Source organism: Novosphingobium sp. KA1 (genome assembly GCF_017309955.1).
Lineage (GTDB): Bacteria > Pseudomonadota > Alphaproteobacteria > Sphingomonadales > Sphingomonadaceae > Novosphingobium.
Window position 1 is genome coordinate 2,048,958 of sequence record NZ_CP021247.1, and the last position, 20,572, is coordinate 2,069,529.

The 20,572-nt window shown below is 62.9% G+C and carries 23 protein-coding genes; 10 read left to right on the top strand and 13 right to left on the bottom strand.

All coding sequences use genetic code 11. From position 1 onward, the window contains the following. Positions 1-147: 147 nt before the first annotated feature. The gene (locus CA833_RS09985) at positions 148-537 is read left to right on the top strand and encodes a hypothetical protein (RefSeq protein ID WP_207077921.1); all 390 of its coding nucleotides are present in this window, start codon (positions 148-150) and stop codon (positions 535-537) included. A gap of 120 nt (positions 538-657) precedes the next feature. Here the strand turns inward: CA833_RS09985 and CA833_RS09990 are convergent, their stop codons facing one another. Beyond that, positions 658-978 carry a hypothetical protein gene (locus CA833_RS09990; protein ID WP_207077922.1) on the bottom strand — a complete coding sequence of 107 codons (321 nt, stop codon included), beginning with the start codon at positions 976-978 and terminating at the stop codon, positions 658-660. 372 nt (positions 979-1,350) lie between these two features. On the opposite strand from CA833_RS09990, the gene CA833_RS09995 reads away from it, so the two are divergent. Both CA833_RS09995 and CA833_RS10000 read left to right on the top strand, forming a co-directional pair. After that, the gene (locus tag CA833_RS09995; RefSeq protein WP_207077923.1) at positions 1,351-2,175 is read left to right on the top strand and encodes an IS5 family transposase; all 825 of its coding nucleotides are present in this window, start codon (positions 1,351-1,353) and stop codon (positions 2,173-2,175) included. Positions 2,176-2,576: 401 nt separating this feature from the next. Then, positions 2,577-3,038: a hypothetical protein gene (locus CA833_RS10000; protein WP_207077924.1), complete on the top strand. Its 462-nt coding sequence runs from the start codon at positions 2,577-2,579 to the stop codon at positions 3,036-3,038. A gap of 185 nt (positions 3,039-3,223) precedes the next feature. Here CA833_RS10000 and CA833_RS10005 read toward each other — a convergent pair whose 3' ends face one another. The 11 genes from CA833_RS10005 to CA833_RS10055 all read right to left on the bottom strand — a co-directional run bounded on the left by CA833_RS10005 (position 3,224) and on the right by CA833_RS10055 (position 9,497). Further along, positions 3,224-3,892: a phage virion morphogenesis protein gene (locus CA833_RS10005; protein ID WP_207077925.1), complete on the bottom strand. Its 669-nt coding sequence runs from the start codon at positions 3,890-3,892 to the stop codon at positions 3,224-3,226. Beyond that, the gene (locus CA833_RS10010; protein ID WP_207077926.1) at positions 3,892-4,374 is read right to left on the bottom strand and encodes a phage tail protein; all 483 of its coding nucleotides are present in this window, start codon (positions 4,372-4,374) and stop codon (positions 3,892-3,894) included. Before CA833_RS10010 ends, CA833_RS10005 begins: the two co-directional genes overlap by 1 nt. After that, on the bottom strand, positions 4,358-4,513 hold the full coding sequence (locus CA833_RS10015; protein ID WP_242526028.1) for a hypothetical protein: 156 nt from the start codon (positions 4,511-4,513) through the stop codon (positions 4,358-4,360). The genes CA833_RS10010 and CA833_RS10015 overlap by 17 nt, the downstream gene beginning before the upstream one ends. Then, positions 4,500-4,898 carry a hypothetical protein gene (locus CA833_RS10020; RefSeq protein WP_207077928.1) on the bottom strand — a complete coding sequence of 133 codons (399 nt, stop codon included), beginning with the start codon at positions 4,896-4,898 and terminating at the stop codon, positions 4,500-4,502. Before CA833_RS10020 ends, CA833_RS10015 begins: the two co-directional genes overlap by 14 nt. Continuing rightward, a complete protein-coding gene (locus CA833_RS10025) occupies positions 4,895-5,494 on the bottom strand; it encodes a hypothetical protein (protein WP_207077929.1) in 600 nt (199 codons plus the stop codon). Before CA833_RS10025 ends, CA833_RS10020 begins: the two co-directional genes overlap by 4 nt. A gap of 5 nt (positions 5,495-5,499) precedes the next feature. Next, entirely contained in the window at positions 5,500-5,835 is a 336-nt protein-coding gene (locus tag CA833_RS10030) for a hypothetical protein (RefSeq protein WP_207077930.1), read from the bottom strand. Beyond that, on the bottom strand, positions 5,836-6,063 hold the full coding sequence (locus tag CA833_RS10035; RefSeq protein ID WP_142633710.1) for a tail protein X: 228 nt from the start codon (positions 6,061-6,063) through the stop codon (positions 5,836-5,838). Next, complete coding sequence (locus CA833_RS10040; RefSeq protein ID WP_207077931.1) at positions 6,063-6,545, bottom strand: head completion/stabilization protein; 483 nt, start codon at positions 6,543-6,545, stop codon at positions 6,063-6,065. Before CA833_RS10040 ends, CA833_RS10035 begins: the two co-directional genes overlap by 1 nt. A 118-nt stretch (positions 6,546-6,663) precedes the next feature. Beyond that, positions 6,664-7,470 carry a phage terminase small subunit gene (gpM, locus tag CA833_RS10045; protein WP_207077932.1) on the bottom strand — a complete coding sequence of 269 codons (807 nt, stop codon included), beginning with the start codon at positions 7,468-7,470 and terminating at the stop codon, positions 6,664-6,666. Between the two features lie 42 nt (positions 7,471-7,512). Next, positions 7,513-8,631 (bottom strand): phage major capsid protein, P2 family, encoded by a 1,119-nt coding sequence (locus CA833_RS10050; protein ID WP_207077933.1) that lies wholly within the window; start codon positions 8,629-8,631, stop codon positions 7,513-7,515. A 44-nt stretch (positions 8,632-8,675) separates the two neighbouring features. Further along, positions 8,676-9,497, bottom strand: a complete 822-nt coding sequence (locus tag CA833_RS10055; RefSeq protein ID WP_207077934.1) for a GPO family capsid scaffolding protein — start codon at positions 9,495-9,497, stop codon at positions 8,676-8,678. Between the two features lie 162 nt (positions 9,498-9,659). Between CA833_RS10055 and CA833_RS10060 the strand changes: the two genes are divergently transcribed. From CA833_RS10060 to CA833_RS10090, 7 genes are all read left to right on the top strand, one after another. Beyond that, positions 9,660-11,513: a terminase large subunit domain-containing protein gene (locus CA833_RS10060; RefSeq protein ID WP_207080040.1), complete on the top strand. Its 1,854-nt coding sequence runs from the start codon at positions 9,660-9,662 to the stop codon at positions 11,511-11,513. After that, the gene (locus tag CA833_RS10065; protein ID WP_207077935.1) at positions 11,510-12,565 is read left to right on the top strand and encodes a phage portal protein; all 1,056 of its coding nucleotides are present in this window, start codon (positions 11,510-11,512) and stop codon (positions 12,563-12,565) included. Before CA833_RS10060 ends, CA833_RS10065 begins: the two co-directional genes overlap by 4 nt. A gap of 806 nt (positions 12,566-13,371) precedes the next feature. Beyond that, positions 13,372-14,112: a HipA family kinase gene (locus CA833_RS10070; RefSeq protein WP_207077936.1), complete on the top strand. Its 741-nt coding sequence runs from the start codon at positions 13,372-13,374 to the stop codon at positions 14,110-14,112. Then, positions 14,109-14,957, top strand: coding sequence for a DUF3037 domain-containing protein (locus tag CA833_RS10075; protein WP_207077937.1), 849 nt, complete (start codon positions 14,109-14,111; stop codon positions 14,955-14,957). The genes CA833_RS10070 and CA833_RS10075 overlap by 4 nt, the downstream gene beginning before the upstream one ends. A gap of 236 nt (positions 14,958-15,193) precedes the next feature. Beyond that, positions 15,194-16,108, top strand: coding sequence for a LysR family transcriptional regulator (locus CA833_RS10080; protein WP_207077938.1), 915 nt, complete (start codon positions 15,194-15,196; stop codon positions 16,106-16,108). Positions 16,109-16,280: 172 nt separating this feature from the next. Then, positions 16,281-17,633, top strand: coding sequence for an MFS transporter (locus tag CA833_RS10085; protein ID WP_207077939.1), 1,353 nt, complete (start codon positions 16,281-16,283; stop codon positions 17,631-17,633). A gap of 71 nt (positions 17,634-17,704) precedes the next feature. Further along, on the top strand, positions 17,705-18,580 hold the full coding sequence (locus CA833_RS10090) for a shikimate dehydrogenase (RefSeq protein WP_207077940.1): 876 nt from the start codon (positions 17,705-17,707) through the stop codon (positions 18,578-18,580). Between the two features lie 46 nt (positions 18,581-18,626). Here CA833_RS10090 and CA833_RS10095 read toward each other — a convergent pair whose 3' ends face one another. Beyond that, positions 18,627-20,525, bottom strand: a complete 1,899-nt coding sequence (locus tag CA833_RS10095) for a bifunctional sugar phosphate isomerase/epimerase/4-hydroxyphenylpyruvate dioxygenase family protein (protein WP_207077941.1) — start codon at positions 20,523-20,525, stop codon at positions 18,627-18,629. Positions 20,526-20,572: the final 47 nt, after the last annotated feature.

Sequence of the window (20,572 nt, forward strand, 5' to 3'; positions counted from 1 at the left end):
GGGCCGTTTGCGGAATTTCAGCTTACCGGCTGAGCGACCGAGATAGCTGCCTGTCGCTTTTCGCGATGGGGAGCGCCTGAGAGGGAATTCTCTGCCGTTCAGCACACGCCCCATTGCGGACGTTCGTTCTAGGAGTAGTTTGCTTCGATGAGCATTTATCGACGCGATGAAGTTGACGGGGAATGGGAGCCGGTGCCTTGGGGAACGAGTGGCAACGCCGCCGATGAACTGGAGCAAGGATTTCATGAGCGGGCGATGAAGCCGATCGCGTGGACGGCCATTCCCTTCAAGAACTTTCCGATCGAAGGAATATTCGGCCTTTCCAAAGATCCGTTAACAGAAATCGATGCAGCTTACTTTGCTGTTCTGGACGGAGAAGAGTTACTTCTCATTGATAACACGTGGTTTGGCTGGCCAGACCCACCGCGATGGGGATTGGCGTCACGTCCTTCAGACAGACATGACCTCCTATGGAAGCATTGGGGCCATTTCCCCGATCTGCCCGCTGAGTGGAACGTCCCATCGCTGGAATTTTGAGCGTCCGCTAACCACCCTGAATGCCCAAACAGCATCAGATTTGGCGCAGGCCCGAACCAGACAGACCGCAATCGGGCGCCTCATTCGAGCTTTCGCTAAACGAGTAGCTTCGATGGGTGGTTAGCGGTCGTCCGCCGGTCGCCGATGCAACGTTGATCCGACACCCCCGCCGATGGCGGTTGGCACCAAGATGATCAGCACAAGCCAGTTTGTGTGGACTACGAAACCGCCAGCCAGTCCGAACATCCGGTCAGCACAATATAGAACAGCGACCGCAGCGGCGTATGCCAGCACCGGGACAAGCAATGCGCTACACAGCAGCAAGGGCCACGCTTTCCACCCCCAACGCCTTGTCGCCGCGAACGCTATCACCCCGACAACGATCATCACTCCGAAACAGACGATGCCGGTGAGCCAGCTATTATCCGCGATGAAGATCATCCCGGGAACCTACTGCACGCGGGTATGTCCGCAAGGGGGCGCATGCCGACAGGCAACTCTTTTCTCGTCGGATCAGCAGGTCCAACCCGAACGCATGACCGCTTACGAGCGTCTGGTACGAGCCGCTGGACGACGACGATGGGCGCGTAGCAGAATTTCGGCAGACGCCCCGTTGCGGACATTCTCCGACAGGCGCACTTTGCCATCTCTGGCGTGGTAAAAGTGTCGGGAGGATCTTATGAATACCGCGATACGGCTGCTAGTTCTCATTCCGACAGCGGCCATTTGCCTGCTCCTCGCAGTTCTTAGAGACTGTTTGGAAAATCGGTGACAGGGGTTGCCGAGTGGATCTGTGTCTGATTCAGGCTGTGCATGTGGACCCAGCATAGCCGAGGGCGAATGGCCCAGATTGCCAAGAAGACGAAGCGTTATCCCAGTGATCTGACCGATGAGGAATGGGATCGCCTAGCACCCCTGATGCCCAGGCCGGGCCGCCGGGGACGTCCACGCGAAGTGGATTTTCGCGAGGTGATCAACGCCGTGCGCTACCTTGTTCGTTCGGGCTGTGGCTGGCGAATGCTGCCGATCCACTTCGGGGCATGGCAGACTGTCTATGGCTGGTTCCGGGAATTGGCTCGCAGGTTCCTGTTCCAGACAATCCACGACATCGAACTGATGCTCGATCGCGAGCGCCAGGGGCGGGAGGCCAGTCCGAGCGCAGCAGTGATCGACAGCCAGTCGGTCAAAGCACCATCGGCAGAAAAGCGTGGGTTCGACGCAGGCAAGAAGGTTGTCGGACGCAAACGACACATAGCCGTCGATACCGATGGACGGTTGCTAATGGTCAACCTGACCACTGCAGACATCTCGGACAGCGCGGGCGCCCAGACTATCCTGGATGGAATCCGCAAACGCTGGCCCTGGATCAAACATCTCTTCGCCGATGGCGCCTATGACCGCCTGAAACTCATGGACAAGGCCAGCTATCTGGATTTCGTCGTCGAGGTAATCCGGCGCAGCGATCAGCAGCAGGGCTTCAAGGTCCTGCCCCGGCGATGGGTCGTCGAGCGGACCTTTGGCTGGATGATCCGATGGCGCCGATTGGTCCGTGATTACGAGAAGCGCATCGACGTCTCGCAGGCCATGATCCTCGTCGCCATGGGCGGGAATCTCCTACGCCGAAACGCTCACCCCTGATTTTCCAAACAGACTCTTAGCCTCGGGTTCGGAGGACTAAATGTCGCGTCACTGACGTTGGCCATTGCAATTGCCATCACGCCGGTTGGGCTGATCGCATGGACGGTAGCTGACCATCGCAAGAGAATCCGACGCGACCGCTTCCCACCCATCTTCACCGCCGACCGCTCAGGTCGGCGCGGGAGACCGGACCGGCAGGTTTCTGGAGCGTCAAATCGGCCCTTGAGCGACCAACTTGGGCGCCTGCCCGACCTGCAACCCTTGGGGCCCGGACGCGAAGCCGCCCCCCCAAAAAAAACCGTCGAAGAAATTGGCCCGAGACCGGCCCAGCAGCATACGCCGATAAAGAAGCCGCCGGTTTGTTTTGCGAAGTGCGATCATTGGTGTGATATGCTTCGGATATGAGCACAAATCGGCTGCCCCTTAAGGCATTAGCTTTCGGATTTTTGGCATTTGGCAGTATTGCGAGTGCTGGCCCTGCGGATGAATGTCTAAGTGACCTTGGCGATGCTTTGACCTCAGGTGGCTTTACCGGTTCGGTCGATTGCCGTCATGACCAACTCTCCATTCAGGAAGTCGGTAAAGTGCCTGCGCAACGGAGCACTTTCACCGTCTATTCCTACCGTTATAGGCTGGCGCCTGCTTGCGCAGATTGCGCGATCCACGGCGGCCAACGAATCATCATCATGGATGGCGGTCGATACATCGGGCAATACAAAGCGGATTTCGTAACACCTTCAATCGAGCATGGTAACTTGGTGATGAAAGCCACCGGAGAAGCGCCTGTGACAATCGCGTTTAGGCGGAACGGCCCACCAGATGAAATTCTAGTTGATGGAGAAGTGCTTCGCATCTTCAAGTAGACGTTCGCTCACCTCGAAAAAGCCGATGCTGGTCGTATTGATCGACAACGCCGCATGCCGCTCATCGTTCACCTGATGCCGCTTTTTGTTGAACTCCACTGAAAAGCTGCCGTTCCGGAATCGAGATTGATGATTGGCCTGTCGAACGACCGGCAAGGGCGCTAAGTGGCCGTACGAGCCTACCCTCAGACCAGTGAAATCTGAGCGAGGAGGGTGTCTAGCAGTCGCTCACGATCTGCGGCCGTCGCCCCAAGCAATTGGCGCTGCGGATAAGCAACTGCCTTTGCGCGCAGCGATGGCTTGTCCCGCAAGCCGAACTGGTGAACCTCCGCGATCTGCGAGACTTTGCCGGTGAAGCCAACCCAGATGCCCTGATCATCAACGCCAGAGCGCAGGAATCGCGCGCTGGCGAGGCGGCGGAACATGGCCTTGCGGCGCAGGCTTCCCTGCCGGCGCAGGCTGCTGCCGGTGGTGTTGCGGTGTTCCTCGGGGACCGGGAGCCACTTCACGATCTTGTCGAATTCGAACGTGCGGATATCGCCGGCCTCGATATCGAAGCCGGTGAGCATGCGGCCGGTGCCCCATGTGAAGCTTTTCATGATCACCCGGCGCGGTTCGCCGCTGCCGTGGGCGGGGTAGAGGAAGCACGCGGCGCCCCGGCTTGAGACCGGCGGTGCCTTCTGCTTGCGCGCTTCGAACGCGGCTCCGGCGGGATCGCGCTGGGCGGCAATGCGCTTACGCTGACTGGCGGCCAGCTCGCGCGCCATGCGGTGCATCAGTGCGCGGCGCGGGCCGGGTTCAAGGCTGCGCAGGATGGCGCCGGCGATGCGCTCCAGTTCCCCCAGATCGTCCATCAGTCGGCGCCGCCCAGCATCAGGGGTTCATCGCCGGCAAATGCATCGCTGAAGGTCGCGGTGACGCCGGCAAAGGCATCGGTAAAATCGGGTTCGGGCAGCGTGGTGATATCGTAGCCGCTGCCGTCCGCGCGCAGGTTCACCAGCACGCTTTCGGTGAGGTCGATCGAGAATTCCACGTCGGCCGTGTCCGCATCGAGCAGCTGCGCTTCGAATCCGAATGGCTGGCTGTCCGGCTTGCGCAGCAGGGCCGGCTGTTCGCGCTGGATCCACGCCAGCAGGGGCACGATGATGTCGTTGGCATCGCCCGCGTAGTCCATGAAGAGCGCCTTCACGGTATAGCCATAGGCGAACGACAGCGTGGCAGAGCGGCGCGCGTTCACGGTGCCGCTCTCGATGTAGATCTGCAGCTTGTCCGGGTGGACCTTCAGGTAGGGGATATAGGCGGTGAGCCAGCGGCGCAGCCTATCGGCCTTCTGCATCGGGGCCTCCCATCGCGGTGCGGACTTGTGCCTGGAGTTCGATCAGCGCCGCGCGGATCTGGCCGGCGACGTCATAGAGCGCGGTTAGGCTATTATGGGCGTCGGCGCCGTCCATGGTTCCGGCGCTATTGCGCTGCACCCTGGGCAGCGGCGCCGGCGGCGCCAGCAGGGCTGGCGACACCCGTGCCGTTCGCGACGTCGGCTGCGCGGTCGAGCAGGCCGACGCCATCAGCATCAATGCAGACATTGCGATAGACCGGGCGTTCAACGACCTTCTGGCTTTCATGGTAGATTTCCCTGACACTGGCCTGCCGGGTGTATTCGGCGGCCTGGCTGCGTTCGGTGGAGGCGTCGATCTGGCCCTGCAGTCTGGCGCGCACCGCTTCGGCGGCATCGTCCGCGCGCTTCCGGGCGGCCTGTTCCTGTGCGGCGCCGACGTGCGTGCCGTAGAAGAAACCGCCGATGCCGGCGGCGCACGAAGCGAGCGCGCCGGCAAGAGCGAGGTGGCCAAGACCGAGCGTCACGCCCAGCCTGCCTTGATCAGCGCCGACTGGATGCGATCGGCATAAGTGGCGATATCATCGGCCCGGTCGGTGCCGTTGATGATGCGGCGGGCCATGATGAATTCGGAATGGGTGCCGGTGGGGCTGACGTAGTCTGCCAGCTTGCGCCCGGTGAACGCCCCGGCCTCCATGCCCATGATCAGGATCCGCACCGAGATATCGGGTTCGAGCGCGCGATCGAAGTTCCTGAGCAGGGTGCCGCCGAGGCCAAGGGCCTTGTCCGCCCATTCGTAGTTGCGATCCCACGTCAGCTGGACGAGCCCGCGCCCGTACTGCGACTGGCCGTACTTGCCGGGGACGGCATAGGGTTTGCCTCTGCCGAGCCCCCATTCGCGCTGCGGCTTGAAGCGGGCTTCGTGCCAGGCGGTGGCAAGGGCATAGGCCATCCAGCTGGCCGGCCAGAGGGCACCGGCGACAAGGATGGCGTTGACGATGTTGACCTGGGCCTGCGTCAACGAGCCGGTGACGCTGCGCAGCGCGGCGAAGAAGGCATCGGGCGAGACAAGCGCGCGGCGGCGCGGCGCGCTTACGGTCCGGGGGCTGGCTTTGGTGGCCATGGCGATCAGTCCTTTTTCGGGAGGAAGCGGTCTGCGAGGCGACCGGGGAGACTGGTGAGCGCATCGATCACCGCCCTGGAGACGCGCGGGGTGGCGTCGAAGGCGAGCAGGGCGATGGCAAAGGCGATCGACTGGGCGACAAAGCCGTTCCAGTCCGTCACGGCGACGATCGCGAGCGTGGCGTAATAGCTGACCGTGGAGCCCACTGCCCACTGCAGGAAGCGCTGGCGCCAGGGCAGACCGGGCTTCCAGGCCTGCGCGACGGCCGAGCCGATCAGCGAGGGGCTGAGCGAGCCGACGAATTCAGCCGTGGTTTCAAGGATGCTGCGAAAGTCCGACATTCAAAGGCTCCAGAGTTGGACGAGGGGCAGCACTTGCGCGGTGCCGGCATCGGCCGAGGCCGGGACGATCACGACGGTGCCGAGGGGGAGGATGGGGCCGAGATCAGCCAGGCCGGGGTTCGCGTCGAGAACGCGCGCCAGATCGGCAATGCCAAGCCCGGCATCGCGCCAGAGCAAGAGGTCCAGCTTGTCGCCGGCCTTCGCGGTAAGGCGCTGCTGCGCGGCCATCAGATCAGGTCGACCGTGGTGCGGGGCTTGCCGAGGATGTCACGCACGGCGTGGATGGCATCGCGGCGCAGATCGCCGATCGAGGCGGTGAGATCCTCGCCCTGCGCATTGCCGGCGGCCGTCGTGTCAAAGTCGCGGTGGCGTTCGACCAGCTCGGCCTTGGCGTAGAGGGCGACCGCGCGCTGATAGCGGATCAACTGCACGCTCTGGCCATCCAGCTGTTCGGCCGGGACACTGGCCAGCGTGGCATAGCCGCCTGCCTTGCAGGCGGCGGCATAGGCGGCAAGGTCGTTGCCCACGGTCATGATCGCGCCGAGGATCGCCGCGCGCAGCCGCGCCGGCGTGATGCTGGTCGGGATCCGGGCGTCTTCGCGCACGGCAGCGGGATCGACGTCGGGGAAAAAGCCGTCGTTGATGACGGCCTGTTCCGTCGACGGCGACTGTTCGATCTCGGTAGAGGGCGGTAGCGATACGAAAGACATGAGGGTCTCCGCGCACCCCGCCGGCTAACAGGGGTGGGGATCGGGGCAGATGGCGGCCCTGCGGCCCGAAGGCCTCCCGCATCGCGCGATCCGCCCCTGAGCGCCGGGGGCGAGCTTGTCAGGCGGCAGGACCGCCGGGTTCATTGTTCGTTGTGGGCGGGAAGGCGGCGAGGTTCGCAGCGATCAGCTTATCGGCTCGCTTGATGCGGTCCTTTACGCCGGCGCGGTCATTCAACCGCAGAGCCTCCCGCAGCGTATTGCGGGCAATCGTGAGGTGCAGGCGGGCGTTCGGACCTGCCTCCATGCCTTCGGCCTCGCGCAGTTCCTCGATCCCCAGAGCCTTGAGCAGCTTGGCGCGGATCTCGTCGTGCATGTCGCAATCGGCCGTCAGTTCGGCGACGCGCTCAAGAATTTCGAGGGGGAACGGCGTGTCGAGTTTGTGCGCCTTGTCCGCAGCGTTGGCGATATTTTCGGTAACGACGGCGGCTGCATCGCGGTGATAGCGCGCGGGCATCGCGACCTTGTGGCGCAGGATGAAGGGGACCAGATCGAGCGCCTGGCTGAATTGGCCAATGTCGATCAGCCAGACCATGCAGGTTGGCAGGACGGTGGCAGCAACCCCGGTGCCGACGCCGGCATCGGCTGCGACCAGCCCTTCAATCCACGCGGCATATTCCGGCAGCATTTCGCGCTTGGCCGCTATCTTGCGGTCAATCGAAGAAATAGCCTTCAGGCGGCGGATGTCATGTGTGAGGCGTAGCGCCATTTCTTTGGCGGCGCGTTCGGCAGGCGATGCCGAATTCGCCCCCGCTGCCGAGGGAGGAGCAGCAGCGAGGGCGACGGCCACCCCGCGAACAGGCGCAGCCGCTGCGGTGACAGTCTGGGCAGCGAGGATGCGATCACGCTTACGACGAGCGAGGCTCATGGTCGTTTCCTGTTCGTGGGGTGGGTTTCAGGGAGGGGAGGATCAGCCGGGCTTCTTGCCCATCACCACGTTCTCAGCGAGCGCGCAGCGGCCGTAGTCTTCGACCACGTAATCCTCATTCACCGACTCGTAGTTCTCGATCTGGTCGAGCGCGGGCTCGTCCTTGATCTGACGGCGGCGAGTTTCTTCCTGCACGTAGATTGCGAGGTTATCGAGGCTGGTGACCAGCATCGACGTCTCGGGGAAGAACGGCACGATGACGGCGCGCTTGCCGCCCAGCTGCATCGGTAGCGTCAGGATGCGGTGCGCGGCTTCACGCTCGGTCGCGGTATCGCCGGCCGCCTGCAGCAGGTTCAGATACTTGTCCTTCACCAGCTTCCAGCCAACGATCACGACAAGGTCGGTATCGCCACGGTTCCACGGGTCGAGCAGATCGAGCATGTCGAAGGCCAGAGCGTCGAGGTTGGCGAAGTCCGCCTTGGCAGTGGCGACGTTGGTCGCGTCCGGATCGACGACTTCGACGCCGGCAGCGACATAAATCGCCTTGGTGCCGGTAGCCGGGTTTTCGCCTTCGGCGGGCGCATAGGTGCTCAGTTCGCCGTCATCGATCACGCGGTCAGGCGCGGAGGTACGGATCTTGTGCAGCCAGCCTTCGTTTACGTCCTGCAGCAGCGGATTGGCGGTGCGATCGGTGGTTGCAGCTGCCGAAGTGCCGTTGAAGCCGATCATGATCCGGTCGCGGCCCTGCTGCTTCAGGATGACGTCGCGCAGGAGGGTCTGGAAATTGGGCTTGTGCCGCCACTGATCCAGCTTGGCGTAGGGGATCGCGTGGTCGAAGTTGGTCTGGCGGCAGAAGTAACCGCCGTCGTCCGAGGTGTCGGTGGGATCGGTAGGCGTGCGGCGTTCGCCGGCCTTGGTGTTGGTTCGGCCTGCGAGCGGACGGGTGACGCCCACGCCGACCCTATCGCCGGCCTGCGCCAGAACCATGTTGATGGAGATCTGCTGCAGGAAGTCGCTCGACTCCTGAATTTTTTCTTCGAGCGTCTGTTCGACCGCCGGGGCAACACTGAACTTGGCGACGATGTCTTCGGCGTCGATGCCGTTCAGCAGCGCAATCTGGCTGACGTAGGCTTTGAACTTGGCGCGGGTCTCTTTACGCATGAGCGAGGGGCTCCAGTGAGGGCAGGGGCAGGCGGATCGGGAGGTCAGCAGTCGGTGACGATTGCGCCGGTGCTACCGTCGCCGCCGGTAGCCAGCGTGCGGGTGAAGCCTTTCGGCTGTTCGGTGCTGGCGAGTTTGGTTTCGAGGGTGTCGAAGCGGGCCGTCAGTTCGGTGACGGCATCGTTGGCCACCTTGGTTGCGGCGGCGATCTGCGTGCCGATGCTTTCGCCCATCGCCTTGGTGAATGCCTGGACATCAAAGGTGTTGTCATTGGCGGGCTGTGCGGGCGGCGTGACCGGCTCGTCCTTCTTTTCCTTGCGGAAGAACGACAGCAGCGAACGGCCGATGCTTTCGCCGATCGCGGCGCTGTCGAGCGGTTCAGCGTGGAGTTCGATCACGGTTTCGCAGGCGCTGGTGAAGACGTTCGGGCGTGACATGGCCGCGAACTTCAGCGGCTCGGTGCCCAGCGATGCCGGGGTGTCGGTGATGGCAAGACCAACGAGGTAGGCCTTGCCTTCACCGGCGAAGTTCGGGTGGATTTCGCAGCTGGTGAACAGCTTCTGGCCGGCCTTGTTGATTTCCAGCAGCTGATCATTGGCTTCGATCTCGGCATAGAGCGCGAGGAGCGTCTTCTTTTCACCGTTGATGGTGAGTTCGACTTCCTGCGCCTTGAGCGAGAGAACCTTGCCGTAGGAGTTGAACGGCCGGTCGGGGCTGTAGCCGGCGATATGTTCGCAGTTGATGGTCGCGGTGTAAGTGGCCGGATCATAGCCGGCCGCCATCTGCTCTATCCATTCGCGCTCGATGGTGCGGCCATCGACGGTGGCGCCTTCGACGGCGACGCGGAAAAACTTGCTCTTGGCCATGATCGGTTCCGGTTTCCTGTGATGCTCGGCGCCGGGGCGCAGCGGTGTCAGGAGCCAAAAGGGCGGGTCTGGCGCGTTCTCTCAAGGGGCAGCATTTGGCCGGGTGCCCGTCCAAATGGATGGCGGTGCTTGGACGCAAAAACGCGCGGCATGGTCGCCTGCATGACCACGAACGCGCCCCTTCCAGACCCGCTGGCTTCCACATGGAAGTTCGACCCGCGTCGCCATGCCCGTAGCCTGTACTGGCGCGGGTGGGGCGTGACGCAGATTGCCGACGAATTCGCGCTGCATGGCGTGACGAACGACCAGGGCAAACCCATCCCGCGTCCCACGATTGAATCGTGGCGCCAGCGCGACAAGTGGGACGATGCGCCGTCGATCAAGAAGATCGAGGACGGCCTTGAAATTCGCCTGCTGACGCTGATCGCAAAGGAGAAGAAGACCAGCGGCGACCTCGTGGAGATCGACTCTCTACGCAAGGGCGTGGAGAGCGCCGCGCGGGTGCGGCGCTACGAGGCTCCAGGCGGCCATAGCGGCGACCTCAACGAAAAGGTCGCCAATCGCAACGCCGGGCCGCGCAAGGCGCCGAAGAAGAACCATTTCACCGAAGAGCAGGCCGAGGAACTCAAGCGCATCTTCCTTGACGGGTGCTTCGATTATCAGGTGCGCTGGTGGGAGGAGAAGGATCAGCGCACCCGCATGATCCTGAAATCGCGCCAGATCGGCGCGACCTACTTCTTCGCCTTCGAAGCGCTCATGGATGCGATCGAGACCGGACGTAACCAGATCTTCCTGTCAGCCTCGAAAGCGCAGGCGCACCAGTTCCGGTCCTACATCGTCAGCTTTGCCAAGCTGGTGGGCGTATCGCTGGCAGGTGACCCGATGGTCATCACGTCCGATCTGCGCCCGCCGGAGGAGGCCGGGGCCGAACTGCACTTCCTTGGCACGAATTTCCGCACCGCGCAGGGCCGCAGCGGCAATTTCTACTTCGACGAGTTCTTCTGGGTCCATTCGTTCGAGGAATTGAACAAGGTCGCCTCCGGCATGGCGACGCACAAGAAGTGGCGAAAAACCTACTTCTCGACGCCATCGACCATCGCGCACCCTGCCTATCCGTACTGGACCGGCGAGCGTCGCAACAAGCGCAGAAAAAAGGCCGACAGGATCGAGATCGATGTAAGCCATGAAGCGCTTGCCGCCGGCAGTGTCGGGCCGGATCGTGTCTGGCGCCATATCGTCAACATCCGCGATGCCGACCTCGCAGGCTGCGACCTGTTCGATATCGAAGAACTTGAAGACGAATATGCGGCCGACGAGTTCGCGAATCTCTACATGTGCGAATTCGTTGACGACAGCCTGTCGGCCTTCAAGTTCAACGACCTGATCGCCTGCGGTTGTGACAGCTTGGTCGAATGGGAAGACTTCAACCCAGAAGCCGCGCGCCCTTACGGCGAGCGGCCGGTCTGGGCGGGGTATGATCCGCAGTCGAGCGAGACCGGCGACAATGCGGCGCTGGTGATCGCGGCGCCGCCGCTGTCGGAGGGCGGGACGTTTCGCATCCTCGAGCGCTATCCGCTTCGCGGACAAGACTTCGAAGAACAGGCGGCTTTCATCCAAGCGATGCTGGGCCGGTACAACTGCACCTATCTGGGCATTGACGCGACAGGCGTGGGTGCTGGCGTGTATCAGCTGCTGGCGAAGCCCGGCGTCATGCCGGGCTGTTCCGTCGCCAAGATCGAATACTCGCTGGAAGTGAAGGCGGGCATGATCATGAAGGCGCAGAACGTAATCCGGCGCGGGCGCCTGGCTTTCGAGAGCAGCTACCTCGACATCGTATCGGCCTTCGTATCGATCAAGAAAACGCTGACCACCAGCGGGCGCAACGTGACCTTCAAGGCAGGGCGCGGCGGTGACGACGGCCACGCCGACATCGCGTGGGCGACCATGCACATCCTCATGAACGAGCCGCTGGACGGCAAGGCAAAACCCAAGAGCACGATGGAGATTATCGAATGAGCAAGCGTAACCGTGCCCGCCGCATGAGCCGTCAGGAAACGGCGGAGGCATCGCAGGGTGCGATCGTCGCCAGCAACGATAATCGCAGTGAGGTGCATGCCTTCACGTTCGGGGATCCCGAGCCGGTGCTGAGCCGGGCGACCATGCTCGATATGCTGGAGTGCTACCACAATCAGCGCTGGTATGAGCCGCCGATCGCGCTGCATGGTCTTGCCCGTGCATTCCGGGCCTCGCCCCATCATTCCAGCGCGATCATCCTCAAGCGCAACATGCTGGCGGCAAGTCTGGAGCCCACCAAGTGGCTGAGCCGCGCCGCGTTCAAGGGCATGGCGCAGGACTATCTGGTGATGGGCAACGCCTATGGGCAGGAGGTTCGCAATCGTCTGGGTGGGCTGCTGCGCCTCGACCATGCGCTTGCGAAGTACGTGCGGCGCGGTGTGGAGCCGGGTCGCTTCTGGTGGGTTCCGGGGCATCAGCCCGAGGCAGAATTTGCGCCTGGCACTGTCCACCAGCTGATCGCGCCGGACGTCAATCAGGAAATCTATGGCGTGCCCGAGTACCTGTCGGCTCTGCAGTCCGCCCTGCTTAACGAGAACGCCACGCTATTCCGCCGGCGCTACTTCGAGAACGGGAGCCACGCCGGCTACATCATGCATGTGAACGGCGAGTTTGCCGATGGTGACGTCGACAAGATGCGCGAGGCGTTGAAGCGAGCGAAGGGGCCGGGCAACTTCCGCAACCTGTTCATCCACTCGCCCAACGGCAAGGACGGGGGCATCAAGATCCTGCCGATCGCGGAGGCCGGGGCCAAGGACGAATTCCTTGGGATCAAGAACACGACGCGCGACGACGTGCTTGCCGCCCACCGCGTGCCGCCCCAGCTGCTGGGGATCGTGCCTGCCAACGCCGGCGGCTTTGGTGACGTGACCAAGGCGACCGACGCGTTCTTCGAATTGGAGATCGAGCCGCTCCAGTCCGTCTTCCTCGAACTGAACGATGCAGTGGGCGCCGAAGTTGTCCGGTTCCGGGAACGGGTGAAGGCGGCGGCCTAAACGGCCACAGGCGAAATCGGAAAGGGCGGCTCGGGAGGGCCGCCTTTTTTGTATCCGGCGACGGCGAAAGATTGTTGCGCGGGGCACCGCGGCGATTCGGTGTGCCTGACCCCCTCGCCGGGGCCGAAAAATGGCGGAACCGCGTGGGGCGGCCACCCCCGACGGCAGGGGCGGGGCGGCACCCCCTCGCAACGCGCTTTTCCCCCCACCTCGCCCGCGCACTTTTCGTGTCGGTTTTGATGCAGTTGCGCTGACCGGGCCAACCCGGCCCAGCTCTAAGGCCCCAGTGGGTAAACGAGGGTCGATGCGTTGATGCATTCTGATGCAGCTGGAGGGGGGCTTTCCCCAAAGATCCGAGGGACGAAAAAATTCGCGCGCAGCCGGTCCGCCACTGAGGGAGGGGGGCGGGAAAACGCAACATGTGCAATCTGGGCGCGTCTTGTCGGATTAAGATGCTGAAAATACGTAATAAAAATGGTTGCATCTAAGGTGCAATCTCGCGCCACCTGTTTGAACGAAAAGTGCAACACCCGCAGAAACCCTAGGTTTTTTTCTATCAAAAGGTTGCATTTCTAAAGTGCAATCTGGTTGCGTAGAGGTTGCACAAAAGGTTGCGTCAAAAGTGGCGGATTTCCGCCAATGTTGCACATGTTGCATTTTTTCCGATACCGCCCACATCGTCAAACGAAGCCACGCAATAGCCGGTCCCGCTCTTGGCTCGATGTATCAAATCGCTGGTGTGGGATCGTCAAGCGATTGGAAACTTGCGACTCCCTGTGCGTATCAATCAGTGCTAGCACCCCAAAATGACCATCGATCTCGATCATCACCGCATTGTTGAGATTATTCGACCAATCGATAGCGGAATGACGGAGCCAGTCCTTTGTGTCCTGGACGACGACCTCACCTATTGCGTCAAAGGTAGGGGCGCCCTCGCGAAGGGAAAAATCGCTGAAGTCATTTCCGGCGTGGTAGGAAGAGAAATTGGGCTGCCAATTCCTGATTTTTCAATAGCTAACCTGTCCGCCGCGATGATTTTCCAGTCGGGAGATGAACCAAACATCAGGAGGATCGGTGCGCAGCCTGCCTTTGCTTCTCTCTGGAAAGAGCCGGTAGACAATTTCTTGATCGTAATGCGTACGGATTTCCCTGCGAGGTTGCTCGCTAGCGTGTATGTGTTCGACCATTGGGTGCGGAACGGTGACAGAACTCTCACCGAGCACGGTGGGAATGTGAACCTCCTCGTGAACCTCGGTGCGAAGGAAAAAGAGCTTGTGGTGATTGACCACAATTTAGCATTTTCACCGTCATACTCGGTCGACGATTTGTCGACCCACGTCGGCTATCCGTCGTGGCGCAATTTGGATGGAAGGCTACAATTCTCGGAAAATCTGAAAGCGTCGATGCTTCGTGCGCGAGACAAGGTGCAAAACATATCCGATAGCCTGCCGGATGAATGGCTTGAGGAGGAACCTGATTTCGTCGATCATGCGTTAGAGGCATTAGAGCGCGTGGATGGCTCAGAATTTTGGGATGAGCTCTCGTGAATGCAGTTTTCAAATATTCTGTAATTCGTTTTCGGCCGTTTGCCGAAACGGAAGAGTTCGCCAACATCGGAGTCGTGGTGACACGACTCAACGATGGTTTGTTGGCCTATAAGCTGGCGCCGCGTAGATTTCCGAGGGTGAAGCACTTCTTTGATCAAATCGCATATGAGGCTTACGATGAGGTAATAGCGTACCTCGACGTCGAGTTGTCGCGCGCAACTGAATTTCTGCCGACTTTCACGAAAATGGCGGGTGGAGCGATTTTCGACGATCTAGTGAGGCGGCGTGAGTCCAGTGTAGTATTCAGCCAACCTAGAATCGTTGAGTATCACCTCGAATTAGATGACGTCGTCGAAAAGCTATACGGACGATTTGTAAAGCGAGACGTTGTTGTGTCCTCGCGTGAGGAACTTCTTGTAAAGGATATCCGTCGTGAGCTTAGGCGTGCTGGAATAAATTATTTTCATTCGATAAGGTTGAATGATGATGTTGTTCCCGTGAACTTTCCCTTGGCCTTTGACAAAGGGAAGGAGCTGCGCGCTATCAAGCCGCTCGCATTCTCTCAAAAATCGCCTTTGGCCGTCCTCGACCATGGCGCTCATTGGAGGAAGAGGCTTGGCATCCTGATCGACCGTCAGCGTATCATGCCGGGGAACGTGCTAATCGCAGTTGAGCCTCCGCCGCCTAACTCTGATCACTCCATGATGGACGCATTCGAGTTTGCGCGGAGTGAGTTGGAGCTTCTGCCGTTTGAGGTTGTAAGTGCTTGTTCAGGACAGTTTTTGAACGATGAAGTGATCAAATTCGCCAAACAGTCTGTCTCGAATGATCCGATCTTCCAATAGGTAGTTACGGCCGTAGGTGTCGATGATCGTAGATGGATCGCCGACCCCTGCGGACCCGGTATATGGTATGGTCTATGGTTCAGGCCCGCTTGTTTGTTCGTAAAATTCTTAATTTACAAATGTTTATGGGAAAAATGTAGGGGCCTCCCGCTCCGCCAGTCTTTCCGGTCCGTCCGGATTTTCAGACACATCATCAGCCGGATTGGCCCGGCTCCCGCCGCGTGCTAGCCGGAGCCATGCTGACGATCAGGCAGATCGAGATTTTTCGCGCCGTCATGATCACCAAGACGGTGAGCGGGGCGGCGCGCATGTTGGGGACGTCCCAGCCCGGGCTCAGCCGCATGCTCGCGCATATCGAGGACCGGCTGCGCTTCCGCCTGTTCGACCGCACGCGCGGCCGGTTGGTGCCCACGCAGGAGGCGCGCGCGCTGTTCGAGGAAATCGAGCATGTCTACAAGGGCTTCGCCGATCTCGAACATGTCGTGCAGCGCCTCGCCAAGGGCAGCGACCGGACCTTCCGGGTTGGCGCCTCGCCCTCGCTCGGGCATTCGGTGGTGCCGCAGATGCTCTCGCGGCTGACCGCGAACTATCCCGGTCTCACCATCCAGTTCGACATTCTCTCGGTCGAGCAGGCGGACGACTATCTGGCGCTTCAGCGCGGGGACTATGCCCTGACGGTATTCCCCATCGACCACCCCAACGTACTCTCGAGTCGCATCGGCAGCGGGCGGATGGTCTGCGCGGTGCCAGCCGATCACCCGCTGGTCGGGCGCGCGCGCATCTCGGTGGCCGATATTCGCGGCGAGGGCATCCAGTCGTTCCGTCATGATACCCCGCATGGGCGCATCATTGCGGAGATGTACGCCGCGGCGGGGGAGGAGTTGGAAGTCGCCACTTACGTGCGTTTTGCCGAAACGGCGGTGGCATTTGTCGCCAATGGGATGGGGCTGGCGCTGGTCGACAGCTTCACCGCGATGCAGGCCCATGCCGATGGCGTGCGCTTTCTGGAGTTCGACGCGCCGGGTGTGCTGCCGGTCTACATCAGCCGCAACATCGAGGCGGCGCGGCCCATCATCGGCGAGACTTTCGAGGAAATCGCGCGCAATATCCTGCTCAATCTGCCCAGGGCGCGGCGTCCCTCTGGTACATAACATAACGGTATGATCGACCACGCCATGCGCACTGGCAAAGCCGCGGCCCTTACAACACCCTGCTTGTGTCCGCGACGGGAAGAATGATCGCGGGGCGCGAGTCCGGCATCGGTTCGCCGGAGAAAACACGTCGTGCGGTCAAGCACGGCCGAGCATGGGAAGAGGCAAGACCATGGCGACATATTCCGCAGCCGGATCGGTGTCCGTGCGCCCTTACGTGACTGTCAGTGGCAAGCCCGTGGCGTCGGATGCCGATGGCTGGACTGCGCGGCAGATCCTTGTCGTGGCGGTCTGCTTCGTGCTCAACATGCTCGACGGCATGGACGTGCTGATCCTCTCCTACATCGCGCCGGCGCTGTCGGCCGACTGGAAGATCAGCCCGGAGAGCCTGGGCGTGGTGTTCAGCTCCAGCCTTGCCGGCATGGCTGCGGGCGGCTTGCTGGTCGCGCCGATGGCCGACCGCTTTGGCCGCCGCAAGCTGATCATCGCCTCGTTGGTGATGATGGCGACCGCGATGTTCGGCTCGGCACTGGCCACCAGCATTGCCGAGCTCGTCGCCTCGCGTTTCCTCGTGGGCATCGGGATCGGCACCGTGCTGGCGACGATGGCGGCGTTGACCGCCGAATATGCGCCGGCCAGGTACCGCACGTTCGCGGTCGGATTCCTGCAGGCGGGCTATCCCGTGGGTGCGACGCTGACCGGCTTCATCGTTGCGCGCCAGATCGACGTTCACGGCTGGCAGGCCATGCTGCTGGGCGCGGCGATCCTGTGCACGGTCTCGCTGCCGCTGGTCTGGGTGCTGCTGCCCGAATCCATCGACTTCCTCCTCTCCCGCCAGCCGCGCGGCGCCCTGCCGCAGGTCAACCGGCTGCTGGTCTCGCTCGGTCGCGATCCGCTGGAGGCGCTGCCCGAGCGCCGCGTGGCCGAGCGCGGGGACGTCGGCCTGCGCGGGGTGCTGGGCGAAGGGCGCCGTGCCGGTACGATCCTGCTGTGGATGGCGACCATCTTCGGTTTCATGACGCTCTATTTCGTGATCAGCTGGATCCCCAAGCTGGCGGTGGAGGCCGGCCTGCCCGCCACGCAGGCGATCTATGCGGGCGCGGTCTACAACATCGGTGCCTTTGTCGGCATCACCGCGCTGGGCCTGATCGCCACCCATGTCGACCTGCGCCGCCTGATCCTCGTCTTTATGGTCTGCGCGGCGGCGGCGCTGGTCGTCTTTGGCGCCATCGCCATGCCGATCGCGGCGACGCTGCTGGTCGCCTTCCTGATCGGCGCCTTCATCCAGGGCGGCTTCAATGGCTGCTATCCGCTCGCCACCAGCTTCTACCCGCCTTCCGTGCGCAGCACCGGGCTCGGCTGGGCGATGGGCGTGGGGCGCATCGGTGCCGTGATCGGCCCGATGCTGGGCGGTGTGCTGCTCGCCGAGAAGGTGCCGTTGCCGGTGATCTTCGCGATCTTCGCGGTTCCCGCGGTCGTGGCGGGGATCTGCGTCACCTTCATCAGGTTGCCCGCCAAGGGCTGACGCAATGCCTGGGACATATCCCAGGCATTTGCCGCGCCGCCGTTTCAGAACACGTCCCAAGGACCGAAATCATGTTGCAGCCCCCTGTCGCCGTTTCGGCGCCCGCCCGCGCGTCCATCCTCTGCGGCCTTGTCGGCTCGGGTATCGGCGGATCGCGCAGCCCCGAGATGCATGAGCGCGAAGCCCGCGCACTGGGTCTGCCGATGGTCTATCGCATTCTCGATAGCGAGGCCGTGGGTTTCGGAGCCGGGGATCTCGGCCAGTTCCTCGCCATGCTGGCCTCGCTCGGGTTCGACGGGCTCAACGTCACCCATCCCTTCAAGCAGGCGGTGGTGCCCCTGCTCGATGAACTGTCCGATGCCGCCGTGCGGCTCGGCGCGGTCAATACCGTGCTGTTCCGGGACGGCCGGACTTATGGCGACAATACCGACTGGTCGGGCTACCGCGCGCATTTCCTGGCCGGACTGGGCGTGCTGCCGCGCGGCAAGGTGGCGATGATCGGTGCGGGCGGCGCCGCGGCGGCGGTGGGCTATGCCCATCTCGACCTCGGCGCGCGGCGGCTGGCCATCTTCGATCCGGCGAGCGACCGCGCGCAAGCGCTGGCCGCCCGGCTGGGCGCGTTGTTCCCCGAGGCCGAGGTCGTGGCGGCGGCGTCGCCCGCCGCGGCGCTGGCCGGGGTCGATGGCGCCGTACAGGCATCGCCCGTCGGCATGCTCAGCCATCCCGGCCTGCCATTCGATCCGGCCTTGCTGGAGCCGCGCATGTGGGTCTCGGACGTGATCTATTTCCCGCTCGAAACCCAATTGCTGCTGGCGGCAAAGGCGATCGGCTGCGCGACGCTCAACGGCGGCGGCATGGCGGTGATGCAGGCGGCGCACGCCTTTGCGCTGTTCACGGCGCGCGAGCCGGACAGTCGGCGCATGCTGGCGGACTTCGCGGCGGCGTAAGGGCAGGGAGCATGGCCCCCTGCCTCGGTCTGAAACGGCCGCCCGCCTATTCCGCCACGGCTTCCGGTGTCCGGAACCGGTTTTGCGCGGCCAGCCTGATCCCGGCATTGGGCGCTCCGTAACCGGCGTAAGTTCCCCCGCGTTCTACGAACTCGAAGAAGAACAGCTTGTCGAAGGCGCGGCTGTAGAGCTGCCGGTAGGTATTGCCGGAGCCGTCCTCGTCATAGAGCACGCCGCCCTGCTGCATGTGCCTCGCGGCCGCGTCGTCGAAGCCGAAACGGGCGACGAGGTCGTCGTAGTAGTTGGCGGGGATCTCGAGCATCGCGGCGCCGCGGGCGCGGGTCTCGGCGGCGGTGGCCATGATGTCGTCGCAGGTGATCGCCACGTGCTGGAAGCCGCCGCCCATGCCTTGTGCCAGGAAGCGCGAGGACAGCGTCTCGCGCGCGTCGGAAGCGTTGAGGGTGAGGCGGAAAGTGCCGTCGGGTGATTGCAGCGCCTGGCTATGGACAAGGCCGGAGGGATCGATCACGTCGTTGGCATCGCGGCCTTCAAGGCCGAACAGCGCGCGCCAGTAGAGCTGCCACGAGAGGAACTCGTCGTTGTGGACGACGGCGGCGAGGTGGTCGATGTCGCGCACGCGCGCTGCGGTTTCGGCCTCGCTGCCGGATTCCGGCTGCGGGCGGGCTTCGAACTCGCGGGCCCAGAGCGCTTCGGCGCCGTCATCCTCGACAAGGTAGACAAGGCTGCCGCCCACGCCGCGCAGCGCCGGCATTGCCATGCGGCCGGGGCGGCCTTCCGGGCTATAGGCGCGGATGCCCAGCGCGGCGGCGCGACGCATCACCGCCTCGGCGTCCTTCACCCGCACGCCGATCGCGCAGATCGAGGGGCCGTGGACGATGCGATAGGACTTGGCGAAGCCCTTGGCCTCGGCATTGATGACAAGGTTGACGTTGCCCTGCCGCCAGCGGGTGACTTTCTTGGTGCGGTGGCGGCCGATCTCGCTGAACCCTAGCGATGCGAAAGTCGCGCCAAGGCGGGCGGCGTCTTCTCCGGCGGCGGTGAATTCCACGAACTCGGCGCCCAGCGGCGGCTGTGGCGGGGGGATGTCGGCCGGCTGGGCAAGCAGGCGCCGGGCGGCATCGCGTACGTATTCGAGCGAGCGGTGGCCGTCCTGCGCCACCAGGCGCGAGGAGGTCGAGCGGAAGCGGTCGTTGAAGATTTCCAGCGAGAGCGGACCCCGATAGCCGGTGCGCAGGATCTCGGCGACGTAGCCGGGCAGGTCCAGTCCGCCTTGCCCCGGCAGGTTGCGGAAGTGGCGGCTCCAGTAGAGCAGGTCCATGTCGAGCAGCGGGGCGTCGGCGAGCTGGACGTAGACGATCTTGTCGCCGGGGATCTCGCGGATGCTTTCGCTCGGGATGCGGCGCGAGAGCGAATGGAAGCTGTCGAGGATGATGCCGATGGCGGGGTGATCGACCTCCTTGACGATCGACCAGGCCTCGCGGTGGTCGTTGACGTGGCGGCCCCAGGCAAGCGCTTCGTAACCGACCAGGATGTCGCGCGCGGCGGCCCGTTCGCCAAGGTCCCGGAAGTCGTCGACGATACGCTCGCGCTCGCCCAGCGCGTGGGGCGAGCAGTTGGAGCAGACGAGGATGCGGTCGGTATCGAGTTCGGCCATGAGGTCGAACTTGCGCTCGGCGCGGTCCATGGCGCGCTGGCGCAGCGCGCCGGGCATGCCTTCGAAATCGCGGAACGGCTGGTAGAGCGAGCAGCGGATGCCGAGGTCCGCCATCATCGCGCGCACTTGCGCGGGGCGCAGGGCCGAGCCGATCAGGTCGTTTTCGAAGATCTCGACGGATGCGAGCCCGGCATCGGCGGCGGCCTTGAGCTTTTCCTCCAGCGTCCCGCGCAGGGATACCGTGGCGATGGCGTTGTGGGCGTTGGGCATGCTGGGCCTCCGGTGCAGTTCCAGCCCCCGGTATCGAGCCCCAGGCT